General features: G+C 72.2%; 14 protein-coding genes. 5 read left to right on the top strand and 9 right to left on the bottom strand.

Annotation, left to right across the window (positions count from 1 at the left end; translation table 11 throughout):
* The 7 genes from ACVCAG_RS45390 to ACVCAG_RS45360 form a co-directional block, all read right to left on the bottom strand.
* The coding region (locus ACVCAG_RS45390; protein WP_447191649.1) for a hypothetical protein at positions 1-207 on the bottom strand (207 nt) is incomplete at its 3' end.
* A gap of 366 nt (positions 208-573) precedes the next feature.
* A complete protein-coding gene (locus tag ACVCAG_RS45385; RefSeq protein ID WP_440089809.1) occupies positions 574-2,103 on the bottom strand; it encodes a golvesin C-terminal-like domain-containing protein in 1,530 nt (509 codons plus the stop codon).
* Positions 2,104-2,269: 166 nt separating this feature from the next.
* Positions 2,270-2,500, bottom strand: a complete 231-nt coding sequence (locus ACVCAG_RS45380; protein ID WP_440089808.1) for a zinc-ribbon domain-containing protein — start codon at positions 2,498-2,500, stop codon at positions 2,270-2,272.
* 44 nt (positions 2,501-2,544) lie between these two features.
* Complete coding sequence (locus ACVCAG_RS45375) at positions 2,545-3,432, bottom strand: carbohydrate ABC transporter permease (protein ID WP_447191648.1); 888 nt, start codon at positions 3,430-3,432, stop codon at positions 2,545-2,547.
* Positions 3,432-4,541, bottom strand: a complete 1,110-nt coding sequence (locus ACVCAG_RS45370; protein ID WP_440089805.1) for an ABC transporter permease subunit — start codon at positions 4,539-4,541, stop codon at positions 3,432-3,434. The genes ACVCAG_RS45375 and ACVCAG_RS45370 overlap by 1 nt, the downstream gene beginning before the upstream one ends.
* A 68-nt stretch (positions 4,542-4,609) precedes the next feature.
* Positions 4,610-5,881 (bottom strand): sugar ABC transporter substrate-binding protein, encoded by a 1,272-nt coding sequence (locus ACVCAG_RS45365; protein WP_447191647.1) that lies wholly within the window; start codon positions 5,879-5,881, stop codon positions 4,610-4,612.
* Between the two features lie 56 nt (positions 5,882-5,937).
* Positions 5,938-7,152 (bottom strand): LacI family DNA-binding transcriptional regulator, encoded by a 1,215-nt coding sequence (locus tag ACVCAG_RS45360; RefSeq protein WP_447191646.1) that lies wholly within the window; start codon positions 7,150-7,152, stop codon positions 5,938-5,940.
* Positions 7,153-7,328: 176 nt separating this feature from the next.
* Here ACVCAG_RS45360 and ACVCAG_RS45355 point away from each other — a divergent pair, with 176 nt between their 5' ends.
* Entirely contained in the window at positions 7,329-9,476 is a 2,148-nt protein-coding gene (locus ACVCAG_RS45355) for an amylo-alpha-1,6-glucosidase (RefSeq protein ID WP_440089801.1), read from the top strand.
* A 114-nt stretch (positions 9,477-9,590) separates the two neighbouring features.
* On the opposite strand, the gene ACVCAG_RS45350 is transcribed toward ACVCAG_RS45355, so the two are convergent.
* Complete coding sequence (locus ACVCAG_RS45350) at positions 9,591-10,538, bottom strand: dienelactone hydrolase family protein (protein ID WP_440089800.1); 948 nt, start codon at positions 10,536-10,538, stop codon at positions 9,591-9,593.
* 327 nt (positions 10,539-10,865) lie between these two features.
* Here ACVCAG_RS45350 and ACVCAG_RS45345 point away from each other — a divergent pair, with 327 nt between their 5' ends.
* The 4 genes from ACVCAG_RS45345 (at position 10,866) to ACVCAG_RS45330 (ending at position 13,649) form a co-directional block, all read left to right on the top strand.
* Positions 10,866-11,855, top strand: a complete 990-nt coding sequence (locus tag ACVCAG_RS45345; RefSeq protein WP_440089799.1) for an AraC-like ligand-binding domain-containing protein — start codon at positions 10,866-10,868, stop codon at positions 11,853-11,855.
* 185 nt (positions 11,856-12,040) lie between these two features.
* The gene (locus tag ACVCAG_RS45340; protein WP_447191645.1) at positions 12,041-12,472 is read left to right on the top strand and encodes a hypothetical protein; all 432 of its coding nucleotides are present in this window, start codon (positions 12,041-12,043) and stop codon (positions 12,470-12,472) included.
* A complete protein-coding gene (locus tag ACVCAG_RS45335; RefSeq protein ID WP_012890616.1) occupies positions 12,466-12,699 on the top strand; it encodes a helix-turn-helix transcriptional regulator in 234 nt (77 codons plus the stop codon). The genes ACVCAG_RS45340 and ACVCAG_RS45335 overlap by 7 nt, the downstream gene beginning before the upstream one ends.
* Complete coding sequence (locus ACVCAG_RS45330; RefSeq protein ID WP_447191644.1) at positions 12,696-13,649, top strand: NAD(P)-dependent alcohol dehydrogenase; 954 nt, start codon at positions 12,696-12,698, stop codon at positions 13,647-13,649. The genes ACVCAG_RS45335 and ACVCAG_RS45330 overlap by 4 nt, the downstream gene beginning before the upstream one ends.
* Before the next feature lie 77 nt (positions 13,650-13,726).
* Here the strand turns inward: ACVCAG_RS45330 and ACVCAG_RS45325 are convergent.
* A partial coding sequence (locus ACVCAG_RS45325; RefSeq protein WP_440089794.1) for a hypothetical protein occupies positions 13,727-15,239 on the bottom strand: 1,513 nt, incomplete at its 5' end.

Genomic DNA, 15,239 nt, shown 5'->3' with positions numbered 1-15,239 from the left:
CGACCCGCTGCCCAGCCGCATGCCGAAGGCGTTCTTCCAGTAGTACTCGACGGGGTAGGCCGCCTGCCCTTGCCGGATACAGGGCGCGGCGGCCTGCGCAACGGCCTGTGCGCCGGTGTCGGCCGCCACCGGTGTCCCCGATGTGGCCAGCAGCGTCGCCAGGGCGCAGGTGAGCGCGGTGAGCGCTGATTTGGATCGTTGTGACATCAACACTGAACTCCACTCTGTGGTGAGGGATGTCCTCGTAGATCGACTTCACAACGGACACTACCTACGGTGATCGCTCAATTACGATAGGCGCCTATGTGATCTCCGTGTCACACCTCGGGCCTGCTTGCAGCCGCCGGAGGTTCCCGACAACCGGCCGGTGCCCACAACTCGAGCCCTGCGGCCAAGGGCCCTGCCTCCCCGCACCGAGCGCCTACCGGGTGATCTCAACGATTCCTTACCGTGCTCCTTGCCGGAGCTTTGGGAGTCCTGGGCCTTGAACGCCTCGATCGACGCCACCGACTGATCAGATGCACCACGACATCAATTGATCAGCGCCTGGCCGGGTGCCGCGGGAGGGAGGCGTCAGAGCCGGGTGAGGCGGACGGCGTCGGCGACGACGAGTCCCGTGCCGGAGGTCCAGCGGCTGACGCCGACGGCGTTGTACGTCCCGGCCTTCAGGGGGAACGTCCCGATGCTTCGCCAGGCGCCGCCGCCGGCGCGCTGGTCGACGTAGATCGTCCTGCTCCCGGCGGAGGTGGCGACGATGTACGGGGCTGAGCTGTTGTGGCCGGGGGCGGCCGGGTACCAGACCTCGACCTGGTAGGTGGCCGCGGCGGGGACGGCGAACCGGTACCAGGCGACGTCGCTGGAGGTCACCGGCCTGGCCTGGCGGTGGTCGGGGCCGTGTCGCCCGGCCGCCTGGGCGGAGGCGGTCCAGTTCGCGCTCGCGGTGAACGCGCCGGAGGTGGAGTTGTCGGCGGTCGCCGACCAGGGAGCGGTGCTCCCGGTGACGTACCGCATGTACTTGGCCCAGTCCCAGTGGGAGCCCGGGTCGGTGTGCGTGGCGCCGGGGACCTGGTTGTGCCCGATGATGTGCGAGCGGTTCTTGGGGATGCCGTACTTGTCGCAGAGGGCGCGGGTCAGGGCCGCCGAGGCGCGGTACATCGCGTCGGTGAACCAGGAGGCCTTGTTGACGAACCCCTCGTGCTCGATCCCGATCGACCTGGTGTTGTAGGACCGGTTCCCGGCGTGCCAGGCGACGTCCTTGTCGCGGACCATCTGGGTGACGTCGCCGTCGGAGGAGCGGACGACGTAGTGCGCGGAGACCTTCGCACCGGGGTTCTGGAACCAGGAGAGCGTGCCCGCGTACGCCCCCTGGGTCACGTGGACGACGATCCGGTCGATCTTGGAGCTTCCCGGCCTGCTCGCGGTGGTCCGGTTGCCGGCGTGGGCGGCCACCCAGCTCGCGGCCGGGTAGTCCGGGCTCGGGGCCTTGGCGGCCAGTTCCCGCACGCCCTCGTAGACGCCGCGGTCGGCCTGCAGTTCCACGGGCGTGACGGTGACGACCTCGCCGTCCGCGGCGGTGGCCCGGACGCCCTTGCCGAGGAGGTCGTAGACGGTGTCGGCGTACAGCCTGGCCGTCTCGGAGCTGGAGGCGTTGCCGTACCTGGCCACGGCCGGGTACCACCGCCCGGCGTCCTTCCTGGCGGTCGCGTCGAGGCCGAGCGCGTCGGCGTGGGAGCGCAGCACCGCGGCGCCGCCGAGGATGTTGGCCGCGTCGTCGGTCTTCAGCGTCGCCGCCGGCCGGCCGGTCAGCTGGGCCGCGCGTTCCAGGGCGCGCACGGCGGGGTTGCTGACCAGGTGCATGACCCCGTACCCGCCGCTCGCGCTCGGCTCGCCGTCGTGCCCGTCGAGGTGCGTCTCCGCGTACGCGAGCGCCACGAGCAGGTCGCGCGGCACGTCGTACGCGGCGGAGGCGCGAGCGAAGGCGTCCGCCAGGGGGCCCGCCGACCGGGCGCCCGCCGCCTGAGCGGGCACGAGCAGCAGTGCGGCGAGAACGGCGGACAGGATCGCGGCTGACCGGCGGTGCGAGCGCGGCCGTGCGTTCTGCACGGAGCCTCCTCGGGAATCGGGGTCCGGGTCCCATCCGGACACCGGCTGATTCGGCACCGTAAAGCAGAAACACGACAAGTGTAAATAATTAACACTTCTTTGTTTGTTTCAGACAAATTCCCCCTTTAGTCTGATAGCCCGTTATGTGCGCAGGTGGGCGGGGGTCTCAGTGGACCGCCAGCCGGGTCGCCTCGTCCTTGGAGATCGTGTACGAGGCCGCGCAGAAGGTGCACTGCATTCCGTATCTCGTCCGTACCGGGAACAGCGGGATGAAGAACAGGCTGAACTTGGTGACCCGTCGCGACAGCACCTGCGCCGCCGTGTTGCCGCAGTTGCGGCAGGTGAGGGGCACGACCCCGAGCCGATGGGCCACCGTACGCAGACCGAAGATGAGCATTACCCAGACATACCCGGTACGGGCGCGCTACTCCTCGCGTTTCGTCATCCCTTGTCCGCGCCCTCGTTGGCGCCGCGGATGAAGTAGCGCTGGAAGATCACGAAGATGATCGCGACCGGGATGGTCGCGAGCACCGCCGCGCCGAGCTTGAGCGGATACTGGCTGCCGAGCCCGAGGGAGCCGCTGACCAGGTCGGCCAGCCCGCGCGGCAGGGTGAAGAGGCTGGGGTCCTGGACGGCCACCAGGGTGTGCGGGAACTCGTTCCAGCTGCTCTGGAAGGAGATGATCGTCAGGGTGATGACGGCGGGGCGTCCCATCGGCAGCACCACCGACCAGAAGACGCGGAACCGGCCCGCCCCGTCGATCCGCGCCGCTTCCTCCACGCTCACCGGGATCGACTCGAAGAACTGCTTCATGATGAACACCCCGGCCGCGTCCGCGACGATCGGCAGGATCAGCGCGGTGTAGCTGTCGTAGATGCCGAGCTGGTTCAGCACCAGGAACTTCGGGATGAACAGCACCACCCCGGGGACCGCCATGATCGCGACGATGGAGGTGAACAGTGCCTTGCGCCCCCGGAAGCGCAGCCGGGCGAGCGCGTACCCGGCCAGGGAGTCGAGGAACACCCGGCCGACGGTGATGACGACGGTCACCAGTACCGAGTTCCCCAGCCACAGCGGCATGCCGGTGTCGACGAACACGCGCTCGAAGCCGGCCATCGTCACCGGGTCGGGGATCGGCGAGAGCGGGTCGGCCGCGGCGTCGGGCTCGGTCTTGAACGCGTTGGCGACCTGAATGACGAACGGGTAGAGGAAGACCAGCGAGAAGAAGACCAGGACGGCGTACCCGCCGAAGGTGGAGACCAGCGAACGGATCCCCCCGCCCGCCCCCTCCGGACGGGCGGGGGCGGAACGGGTCTTGACCGCGGACATCATGCCCTCCTCTGGCGCGGCGCGCGGCGCCTCGCGGTGCCGCCGCCCTTGGCGTCCCTGTCGCGCATGACCCACCGCTGGAACGCCGCCAGCACCACGATGAGCACGAACAGGACGAACGAGATGGCGGCGCCGGAGCCGTAGTCCAGCTCCTTGAAGGCCGTCTGGTACGACAGGAAGGCCGGGGTCAGGGTGGTCTTCGCGGGTTTGCCCTGGCTCATCACGTACACCTGGTCGAAGACCTGCCAGGTGGCGATCAGGCCGAGGGTGAGGACGAGGAACAGGGTCGGCTTGAGCAACGGCAGTGTCACGTGGCGCAGGCGCTGGCGGGGGGTGGCGCCGTCCAGCATGCTCGCCTCCTCCAGGGTCACCGGGATGTCCTGGAGCGCGGCGAGGAACATCAGCATGAACGTGCCCGAGGTGGTCCACACGACCAGGATGATGATCGTGCACATCGCCACGCTGGGGCCCGACAGCCAGTCCCACCACGACAGCCCGAACGGGCCGCCGCCGGTCAGCGCAGCGGGGGGCGCCTCCGGGTCGACCAGGCCGACGGAGCCCAGCAGCAGGTGCAGCACGCCCCGCGCGTCGGAGAACCACGGGGGGCCGTCGACGCCGACGAACGCGAGCAGCTGGTTGACCGCGCCGGAGTTGCTGAAGATGAACAGGAACAGGACGCTGATCGCCACCGAGCTGGTCACCGAGGGGAAGAAGAAGGCGGTGCGGAAGAAGGTCTTGCCCTTCAGCAGCCGGCGGTTGACGACCAACGCCAGGCCGAGTGCCAGGACCGTCTGGGCCGGCACCACGATCAGCACGTAGTAGAAGTTGTTGCGAAGGCTCGTCATGAAGTTCAGGCGGCTCAGGTTGTCCTGGGTGAACAGCTCGGTGTAGTTGTCCACGCCGACGAACGGCACCTGCGCCCGGAACGGGCTGCCCTGCCCGTTCCAGTCGGTGAGGCTCACCCACAGCGCCATCAGGATCGGCAGCAGCATGAACAGGGTGAGGATCACCACCACCGGCGCCACGAAGAGCCAGCCCGCGATGTTCTCCCTGGCCCTGTCGCCAAGGCGGCGCGCGGGTCGCCGCGGTGCGGTCGTTGTCTCGGCCACGTCAGTCTCCCTCACGTCCGGTGCGCGGCCCCGGACCCGTCCGGTCCGGGGCCGCGCACCGGGCTGACTCAGTTGCCGAGCGCGGCCTGGGTGTTCTTCTGCAGGTTCGCCAGGATCTTCTTGGGGTCACCGGCGGGCAGCTGCTGGATCGCGGTGTCGAAGTCGGCCAGCACGCTGTCCATCTTGGGGGCGTTGACCGGCCCCTGGGCGTACTCGGCGCTGTCGACGAACGGCGCGTCCTCGGGGAAGGCCTGGGTGAAGGCGTCCTTTGCCGACTGGCGCGAGGGCATCACGCCGAACGCCTCGGCGAAGGCCATCTGCTGGTCGGCCTTGGTCATCGCCTCGACGAAGGCGATCGCCTGCTCCTTGTACCTGCTCTTGGCGGCGACGCCCCAGCAGGTGGTGAAGGACAGGGTGCCCTTGCCCTTGGGACCGGCCGGCAGCTCGTGGGCGCTGTACTCGACGTCCGGGTAGTCGGCCTTCATCGCGCCCTTGATCCAGTTGCCCTCGATGGTCATCGCGGCCTTGGCCTTGCCGAACGCCTCGCCGCCCCAGCCCGCGTCCACCTGCTTGGGGAACCGGGCGAGCCTGTCCTTCAGCAGGCCCTGCACGTAGCTCAGGCCCGCCGCGTTCTCCGGGCTGTCGGCGGTCGCCTTCTTGCCGTCGGGGCTCACGATCCAGCCGCCGGCCTCCACCATGAACGCGCCGACCCGGTCGCGGGTGTCGCCGATGACCAGCGGGGTGACGTCCGGCACCTTCTCCTTGAGCGTCCTGGAGACCGAGGTGAGCTGCTCCCAGGTGGTCGGCACGTCGGCGTCGGTGAGCCCGGCCTTCTTCCACAGGTCGTCGTTGACGATCAGCGCCAGGGTGGAGAAGTCCTTGGGCGCGCAGTAGAAGGTGCCGTTGTGGGTGAACGTCTCGCGCAGGCCGGGGTAGAAGTCGGCGGAGTCGGAGATCTTGTCCGCGTACGGCTCCAGCGCCCCGACGCTCGCGTAGTCGGCGAAGCGCGCGGCGTCGACGTAGAACACGTCCGGTGGGTTGCTCCCGGCGAACGCCTGGCCGAGCTGCTGGGTCAGGTCCTGGGCGGGGGTGATCGTCGCGGTGCTGCCCGAGGACGCCGACCACGTCTGGGCGGCGGCGCGCAGCGCGTTCGTCTCCGCGTCGCCCGAGGAGCCGATGAGCACCTGCAGCTTGGCGGGCCCGCTGCTCTGCGGGGCGGCGCTCCGGCCGGCGGAGTCGTCGAAACCGCTGCCGCAGGCGGCCGAGGCCACCAGGGTGCCCGCGGCGAGCGCGGCGAGCGCCGCGGTACGGAGGCTGTGCTGCTTGGTCCGCTGTTTCATCGTGGTCTTCCAATCTTCTGGGGGGTGGCCGGAAAGAGAGTCAGGTGATCATGCGGTCATGACGACTGCCGCAGGACCAGGGACGGCTGGAGCAGTACGTGCGTGCGAGGCCCACCGGCCTCGGGGTCATACGGGTCGCCGGATCCACCGGATCCACCGGATCCACCGGGGTCACCGGATCCACCGGGGGAGGGCGGGTCGAACAGCCGGGTGAGCAGGCCGACGCAGCCGGCCGCGGCCTCGGCCAGCGGCTGGCTGACGCTGCTGAGCCCCACCGCCTTCGCCACCGGCGTGTCGTCGAAACCGATCACGCGGACCGGGAGCCCCTCCTCGCCGCCGGCCTGCCCCCCGACCGTGAGACGTCCCTCGGCCGTCAGGCGCCCGGAGGCGGTCAGCTGTCCCGAGGCCGTCAGGGAACGGACGGCGTGCAGCGCGCCGAGGGCGAGCGAGTCGCTGGCACAGACCAGCGCGGTGATCGGCTGCTCGGCGCGCAGCAGGTCGCGGGCCGCCTTCTCGCCGTCGGCCACCCCGTCGTCCGTGGCCTGGTCCAGGCCCGCCGGGTCGACCCCGGCGGCGGCGAGGGTCCTGGCCCAGCCGGACCTGCGGTCGTCGCCCACGCCGGAGCCCGGCGGCCAGCCGAGGAACCCGATCCGCCGGTGACCCGCGTCGAGCAGGTGGCGGGTGGCCGCCGCGGTGCCCGCCGCGCCGTCCACGTCGACCCAGGGGTACCCCGGATCGACGGAGGTGCCATCCGGGCTCCCGGTGTCTCCCGCGTTCCCCGTGTTTCCCGTGTTTCCCGTGTTTCCCCATGGCCGCCCGAACGTGACGAACGGCAGCCGCCGCTCGCGCAGCCACGCGGGGCGGCCGTCGCCGTGGTAGGTGCTGGTGAGCACGAAGGCGTCCGGCTCGTGGCTCCCGACCAGCTCGTCGAAGGTGTCGATCTCCGACCGCTCGTCGCCCGCCGCGTACAGCAGGATCCGGTATCCGGCACGGGCCGCCGAGGCGGTGAGCCCGTGCAGGAACCGGTCCAGCACCGAGCCGTTGATCCCGTCGCGGTCGGGCTCGATGCGCGTGGCGATCAGTCGCGAGCGGCCGGTCCGCATCTGCCGCGCGGCCTGGCTGGCCCGGTAGCCGAGCGTCTCGATGGCCTCCCGCACCCGGTCGCGAGTCTCCTCGCGGACCAGCTCGGGGCTGTTGAGCACGTTCGACACCGTCTGACGTGACACCCCGGCACGGTGAGCGACGTCAGTGATCGTCACCTTTGTAGCCATATGTACCTTTCTGGGGGTTTGAACGTTCAAAGGGGTATGAGGCATGATTGGATCGTTCAAGTAAACGAAGCGTAATGGTTGGATCGTTCAAGTAAAGAAAGTGTTTCGCAATGTGCACCCCCCGGCCGTCGTCTGTCAAGACGTCACCGGCTCGACACGATCTCAGGGAGTAAGCCGTGCTCGACGACGCCTCGTCCCCCACCACCCAGGCGGTCACGGCGGCCGGTTCCACCGCGGCCTACCGCCTCCAGCCCCTGCTGCACGACCTCGTCAGCACCGTGCTGGCGCCGACCGTCGCACTGAGCGGCGCCGACGGGCAGATCCGCCCGGCCGGTGTCCAGGGTGTGTTCCACGCGGACTCCCGCGCCCTGTCGCAGGCCACCCTGACGATCGACGGCCGGGAGCCCGAGGCCGTCGGCCACGCGCCGCGGGGGCCGGGCGCCACCACGTTCGTCACGCTGGCCCGATGGCTGGGTGATCCCGTTCCCGATCCCACTGTACGGATCGAGCGGTTCCGGCAGGTCGTACCGGGTGGCGTGGAAGAACGTGTCGAGATCGTCTCCAGCGCGACCGTTCCCGTGACCGCCGTCGTGAGCCTGGAGCTGGGCTGCGACTTCGCTCCCATCGAGGTGGTCAAGTCCGGCGGCGACACCGCGGAGGCCGCGCCGGAGCGCACCGCGCCCGGTGAGATCTCCTGGCACTCCGGCGGCGTGCGGGTCACGGTGACCGGTACGGGCGCGCGGGCCGAGTCCGCTGAGTCCACCGGGTACGCGCGCACGGGTTTCCTGCGCTGGCCGGTCGAGCTGGCGCCCCGCGGCCGGGTCACCCTGTCCTGGCGGGTCGAGGTGCACGACCCCCAGGCCGTGGTGACCGCGCCCGGACGCCCCGCCGAGTGGGCGGTGGGGGAGGGGGAACCCCGGGTCGTCGCCACCGACCACCGGCTGAGCAGGCTCTTCGAGCAGTCCATGGACGACCTGCGCTCGCTGCGGCTGGCCGAGCCCACGGCCCCCGGCGACGCCTTCCTCGGCGCGGGAGTGCCCTGGTTCCTCACCCTCTTCGGCCGCGACAGCATCTGGGCCGCCCGCATGCTGCTGCCGCTCGGCACGGAGCTGGCGACGGGCACCCTGCGGGTGCTGGCCCGCAGGCAGGGAACCAAGGTCGACCCCGGCTCCGGCGAGGCCCCCGGGAAGATCATGCACGAGCTGCGCCGGCACGATTTCGCGGTCGAGGGCAACGGCCTGTACCTGCCCGCCGCCTACTACGGCACGATCGACGCCACGCCGCTGTGGATCGGCCTGCTGCACGACGCCTGGCGCTGGGGCGCCCCCGCCGAGGAGATCGCCGCGCTGCTGCCCCACCTGCAGGCCGCCCTCGGCTGGCTCGGCGGGCCCGCCGACCCCGACGGGGACGGTTTCGTCGAGTACGTCGACACCAGCGGCCGGGGCCTGGCCAACCAGGGCTGGAAGGACTCCGGCGACGCGCTGCGCTTCCACGACGGCCGCCAGGCCCAGCCGCCGATCGCCCTGGTCGAGGTGCAGGGTTACGCCCACCAGGCGGCCCGGCAGGGCGCCGACCTGCTGGAGGCGTTCGGCCGTCCCGGCGCGGCCCGCTGGCGCGAGCACGCCGCGGCGCTGGCCGAGCGCTTCCGGGCCCGCTTCTGGGTGGACGGGCCGATGGGGAGGTTCCCCGCCCTGGCCCTGGACCGGGACAAGCGCCCGGTCGACGCGCTGACCAGCAACATCGGGCACCTCCTCGGCACCGGCCTGCTCACCGGGCCCGAGGAGGCTCAGATCGCCGACCTCCTCGTCTCCCCGGAGATGGCCGGGGGCTTCGGCCTGCGGACGATGTCGGCGAACGCGGGCGGCTTCAGCCCGCTGTCCTACCACTGCGGGTCGATCTGGGCGCACGACACGGCGATCGTGGTCGCCGGGCTGGCCCGCGCCGGATTCGCCGCGCACGCGGCGACCCTGGCCGAGGGGCTGCTCGCGGCGGGCGAGACGTTCGGCTACCGGCTGCCGGAGCTGTTCGGCGGCGACGACCGCTCGGCGCTCGGACGCCCCGTGCCCTACCCCGCCGCCTGCCGCCCGCAGGCCTGGTCCGCCGCCGCCGCGGTGACCGTCGTGCACGCGGCACTCGGCCTCTATCCCGACGTGCCCGAGGGCCGGCTGCTGCTGCGCCCGCTCGCCGGCGCCCCCCTGGGCGCGGTCTCCGCCCGCGGCCTGCGGGTCGCCGGAGCGGAGGTGAGCGCGGCCGTCGACCGGGAGGGAGAGGTCGTGGTGACCGGCCTGCCCGGGGGGATCTCCACCGAGCGGGCCTCGACGTGAGCTGAGCCCCGGCGCGCCGCCTGCGGCCTCTTCCCGACGTCCCGTCCCGCTCCGCCGAGGCGGGCGGGGGCGCGTGGACACGGGGACCGCGTGGGCACGTCGGCTGTGGGGCGCTCAGGCCAGGTGACGGCCGAACCAGTCCAGGACGCGCCGGTACGCCTCGGCGGCGGCACCGGCGTCGTACCGCGGGCCGGTGTCGTTGAAGAAGGCGTGGTCGACGCCGGGAAACGTCACGATCTCGTGTTCCAGGCCCGCCCTCTCCAGGGCGGTCTTGGCCTCGTCGCGGCTGGCGTTGACCCGGTCGTCCCGCTCGGCGTAGATCGCGAGGACGGCGGCCCTCGACCCGGAGAGGTCGGCGTCGTCGGGAAGCGGGCCGTAGAACGGGACGGCCGCCGACAGGCGCGGCTCGTCCGAGCCGAGCAGCAGCCAGGTCATCGCGCCGCCGAAGCAGAAACCGGTGACGCCGAGCCTCTTGCCGGGGGCGCCGCGCTCCAGCTCACCGAGGGCGGCCCTCATGTCCGAGGCGAGGCGCTCGGGGGAGATGGCGCCCAGCGCCGCGGTGGCCTGCGCCGGGTCCTCGAAGGAGGCGGTCCCGCCCTCGCGGGAGAGCAGGTCGACGGCGAGCGCGCAGTAGCCGTCGGCCGCCAGGCGCCCGGCGACCGACCGGATGTGATCGGTGAGCCCGCGGTTCTCGTGGATGACCAGCACCGCGCCCCGCGGCTGCGCGGGCGCCGCCCAGGTGCCCCTGAGGGTGACGCCGCTCTCGGCGCCGGAAAAGATGATCTCCTCGGTCGGCAGGGGCGGGGGTCCCGGGGGTGAGGCGCCGTCCGGTGGCATGGCGGACGCCGTCGCCGTACCGGATCCGGTAGCGGCACCGGGTCCCGTGACGGCCGGCGCGGTCGCGTCCCCCCCGCCGGTTTCCCAGGCCGCGAGCAGCGCGCCGGCGGCGGGTGCCGCCAGCCCGAGAAGGGTGAGGCGGTGCAGCGCCTCGCGCCGGGGGACGAGCCCTTCCGCGTGGTCGACCGCGACCTCCTCCGCGAGGTACCGGTGAAAAGACGTCACCAGCACACGGTAGGACCGGCGGGTGAAAGCCACGGCAAAGCCGGGCCACGCGCCGTCACCCGAAAGCAGGGCCACGCGCCACCACCCGATGGAGCCCTCCCGGCGGTGACTCACGCGGGCCCGGCGCGCCCGTGAGCCTGCCCTCGCGCCTCGCCCGCGAGGGCTGTCCACTATCGGACACGGTCCCCCGAGGTCTTTTGCGTATTTCTCCATAGTCGGCCGGGTCCGGCCGGTAGACCATGTGGGGATCGGCCGCGCGACCTCGCGTCGCCGTACGCATGCGACGGCACATGCGGACACGTACGGGCACAGAGGGTTGGAGTGTCGATGGGCGAGACGCGAGGGCCGCTCCCGTTGGGCAACAGGCCGGTCTTCGACACCGCGGACCTCGACGAGACCCGCGAGCTGGTGGGCCGGGTGTTCTGCCCCCACCGGCTGGAGCTCACCGGTGACGCCTCCCGGCTGGCCGCGCGGCTCAACTCGGTCCAGCTGGGCACCGTGCGGGTGAACTACCTGGACTACGGGGCGGACGTCCGCATCGAGCCCGGGGAGCTTGAGTCCTTCTTCCTGGTGCAGATCCCGCTGGCCGGGCGCAGCCTGATCCGGTGCGGCGGCCAGGAGATCGTGTCGACGCCGGACCTGGCGTCCCTGCCGTCGCCGTCGGAGTACCTCGACATGCGCTGGGGAGCGGGCTGCCCCCAGCTGATCGTCAAATTCGACCGGCCGGTCGTCGAGGACGCCCTGGAGCGGATGCTCGGGGAGCGGCTCGACCGTCCGGTCGTCTTCGACCTGGGCATGGACATGACCGCCGGCTGGGCGCGGGCCTGGAAGGCGATGGCCGACCTGATCGTCAGGGAGGCCGAGCACGGCGACGGGCTCGCCGCGCAGCCGCTGGCGATCGCCCACCTGGAGAACGCCATGCTCTCCTCCCTGCTCACCGGGCAGCCGTCCAACTACCTGGAGCGGCTGAACGCCCCCCGGCCGCCCGCCCTGCCCAAGGTGGTGCGCCGGGCGATGCGGTACATCGACGACCACGCCCACCTGCCGCTCACGACCGACGACGTCGCGCGCGCCGTGGCGGTCAGCGGCCGCTCGCTCCAGGAGGGCTTCCGCCGCCATCTCGGCCTGACCCCGATGACCTACCTCAGGGACGTGCGCCTGGGCAGGGTGCACGACGAGCTGGCGGCCGGCGACCCGGCCAGGTGCACCGTGACGACCGTGGCGGCCCAGTGGGGCTTCCCGCACCAGGGGCGCTTCGCCGCCCTCTACCGCGCGCGGTACGGCCGGGCGCCGTCACAGACGCTGCGCGGCAACTGAACAGGCCCTGGTCGGCCTCACCTTCGTCACGTACGAGAACCCGCCCGGCGTCCACACCGACGGCGAGCGCGTCCGGGCGTTCAGGACCGGCCCGCAGCCGATCGTAAATGTAAATAAACTTTGACACGGTGTCCGGGGCGCTTTACATTGGTTGATGTCAGCTTTGTTTTACATGAGGGGCGGCCATGGCCTTCGAGGAAAAGCGCGCCTGGGTGATGATCGTGGTCTCCATCGGCGCGTACACGATCTACGTGGCGATCGTCCTGAGCCGGGCCGGCGACGGCCCGCTCGCCGACGTCGCCTACGCGGGAACTCTGCTGTGGACCATCGGCGGCGCCATCGTCGCCGCGATGGTGGCCCACATCGCGATGGCCGTCGCGGGCGGCCACGGCGCCGACCGCACCGACGAGCGCGACCGTGAGATCAACCAGGTCAGTGAGCGCATCGGGCAGTCGGTCCTCGTCATCGGCGCGCTCGCCGTACTGGTCATGGCCATCGCCGAGCTGCGCCACTTCTGGATCGCCAACGCCGTCTACCTGGCGTTCGTGCTGTCCTCGGTGCTCAGCTCGTTCGCCAAGATCATGGCGTACCGCAAGGGCGGCTTCCAGACGTGGTGAAGCCGACGCGGGTCACCAACGCGATCCGGGCCCTGCGGTTCGCGCACGACGAGATGACCCAGGCCGAGCTGGCCGACCGGGTCGGCGTCACCCGCCAGACCATCATCGCGATCGAGCAGGGCCGCTATTCCCCCTCGCTGGAGATGGCGTTCCGCATCGCCCGGGTGTTCCGGGTCGGACTCGACGACGTCTTCCAGTACCCCGACACCGAAGGAGACCCCTCATGAAAGCGATCGTCCAGGACGAGTACGGCCCGCCGCACACGCTGAGCCTCGGCGAGGTCCCGATCCCGGCGCCCGGCGCCGGCGATGTGCTGATCCGGGTGCACGCGGCCGGCGTCGACTACGGCGTGTGGCACGTCATGACCGGGCTCCCGCTCGTCGGCCGCCTCGGCTTCGGCCTGCGCCGGCCCCGCAACCGCGTGCCGGGCATGGACGTGGCCGGCGTCGTGGAGTCCGTCGGCGCCGACGTGACCGCGTTTCGCCCCGGCGACGAGGTGTACGGCCAGGCGACCGGCGCGTACGCGCAGTTCGCTCTCGCCCGCCCGGGCAAGCTCGCCCGCAAGCCCGCCAACCTGAGCTTCACCGAAGCGGCGGCCGTACCCGTCTCAGGGGTGACCGCGTTACGGGCCGTCGGCCAGGTCACCGCCGGCGAGAAGGTGCTGGTCATCGGCGCCGGTGGCGGAGTGGGCAGCTTCGCGACGCAACTCGCGGTCGCCGGCGGCGCCCACGTCACCGCCGTGTGCAGCACGGCCAAGGCCGGCCTCGTCCGGTCGCTGGGCGCCCAGGCCGTCATCGACTACACGCGCGAGCCGCTCACCGGGACCTACGATCTGATCATCGACATCGCGGGCATCCGGCCGCTGCCCCTGCTGCGCGGGCTGCTCACCGAGCGCGGCCGGCTCGCCATCGTCGGCGGCGAGGGCGGCGGCCGGTGGTTCGGCGGGATCAGCCGGCTGCTCGCCGCCCGGCTGATCACCCCGTTCACGCGCCAGCGCCTGGACGCGCAGATCGCGCTGACCCGCACCGCCGACCTGGACGCGCTGCGCGACCTCATCGAGGCCGGGACCATACGACCGGCCGTCGGGCGCACGTACTCCCTGGCGGAGGCCTCCGCCGCGGTGGGTGACCTGGCGGCGGGCAACGCGCCGGGAAAGCTCGTCATCACGGTCGGCTGACCCCGGGGCGCCGGCACCCGGCAGCGTGAAGACGACGGCCGCGTGCGCACCATCCGTCCTTGAGGACGGTGAAACCTTCATCCAAGGGCGCGGGCCAGGGACTCGGCTCTGCGGCGGTCGTACGGCGCGGCCAGGCGTTCGGCGGTCGCCACCGCCTGCTCGGCCGCCCGCCTGGCACGCCTTCGCCCGCCCAGGGCGGCCAGGACCAGCGCGAGGGCCCAGCCGATCCGGGCGGCGGCGCCGGGGTTGCGGGCGGCGTACCGGGAGAGGTGCCCGAGCAGGAGGGGAGCCACGGTCCGGTCCCGCCCCGCGTTCCCGAGCAGCTCGGCGAGGCCGGTCCAGCACTCCAGCATGCCGGGCTGCACCGTCGGCAGCCGCTCGGCCAGCGTCAGCGCCTCGGCCAGCGCCGCGGGCGCCCGCGCCGGATCCAGGCGGGCCGCGATGGTGAGCAGGCGCAGCTCCTGGATCGTGCGGCTCGCCGGGCTGTCGCGCAGGCCGATCTCCTTCGCGTGCGTACGCCGCCGCTCGTGCGAGGCGCGGGCGGCCGCCAGCAGCTCCCGGATCCGCTCCACCGGCACCCCGTCCAGGCGCAACAGCGCTTCCGCCCGGCCGGTCAGGCACCAGTGGCGGCCGATGTCGTCCCCGCCCACCCGCGCGACCGCCAGCTCCTCCGTCTCCGCGTACCCGGTGGCCGCCGCGGCGAACTCGCCCTGCCACAGTGCGGTCTCGGCGAGCATGCCGGCGCAGTTCTCGGCCACCCGCGGGTCGATCGTCCGCGACCGTCCCTCCGTGAACGACCGCCTGGCGTCCTCGAAACGGCCCGCGTGGAGCAGGTCGATCCCGCGGGCCAGCCGGGCCCGGTGCACGGCCTCGTCCGGGTGGTCGATGCCGGAAAGTGCCTGGTCGGCGAGGCTGCCGTAGCAGGTGGCGATCCGGTGGCGACCGGCGAGGCGGGCGATGGCGGCGAAGTTCGCGCAGGACTCGGCGCGCAGGGCGAGGTCGGTGCCGCGGTCGGCGGCGTTGAGCTGGCGCAGCGAGGTCACCAGCATCACGGGGAGGTCCTGCCGGTGGTAGGCGAGCCGGGCGAGCAAGGTCAGCGCCTGCGCGGCCTCGCCCCCGTCCGCGCGGGGTGCGGGGAGGAGACGGCGGGCGGCCGTGGCCGGCAGGAGGCGGTGGGCGGCCTGGCGGGTGGCGGCGGTCAGGAGAGCGGTCGCGAGGCCGGTGGAGGTGGTGGGGAGTGGCTCGCCGAGCGTGTCGAGGGCGGCGCGGGCCAGGCGGGTGGCGGCGCGTTCCCCGGCGAGCTGGTGGGAGCTCACCGCGGCCATCCGGAGCAGGCGGGCCCGCAGGCGCGGGTCATCCGGAGGGCGGTCGAGGTGCTCGCGGACGATCGCCGTCGACTCCTCGTACAGGCGCAACCGCAGGCACAACGTCCAGTAGTGGTCCAGGAAACGCGGCTGCCCGGACACCCGCCAGGCCAGGCGGATGTTGTCCATCTCGGCGCCGAGCACGCGGACGACCTCGGCGTCCGAGCCGTCCTGGAGCGCGGTGGCGTGCCGGTCGAGGAGGCGGGCGTAGTGGCGGGCGTGCCGT

The sequence above is a fragment of the Streptosporangium sp. G12 genome, assembly GCF_052983175.1.
This window is presented reverse-complemented; position numbering and strand designations above follow the sequence as displayed.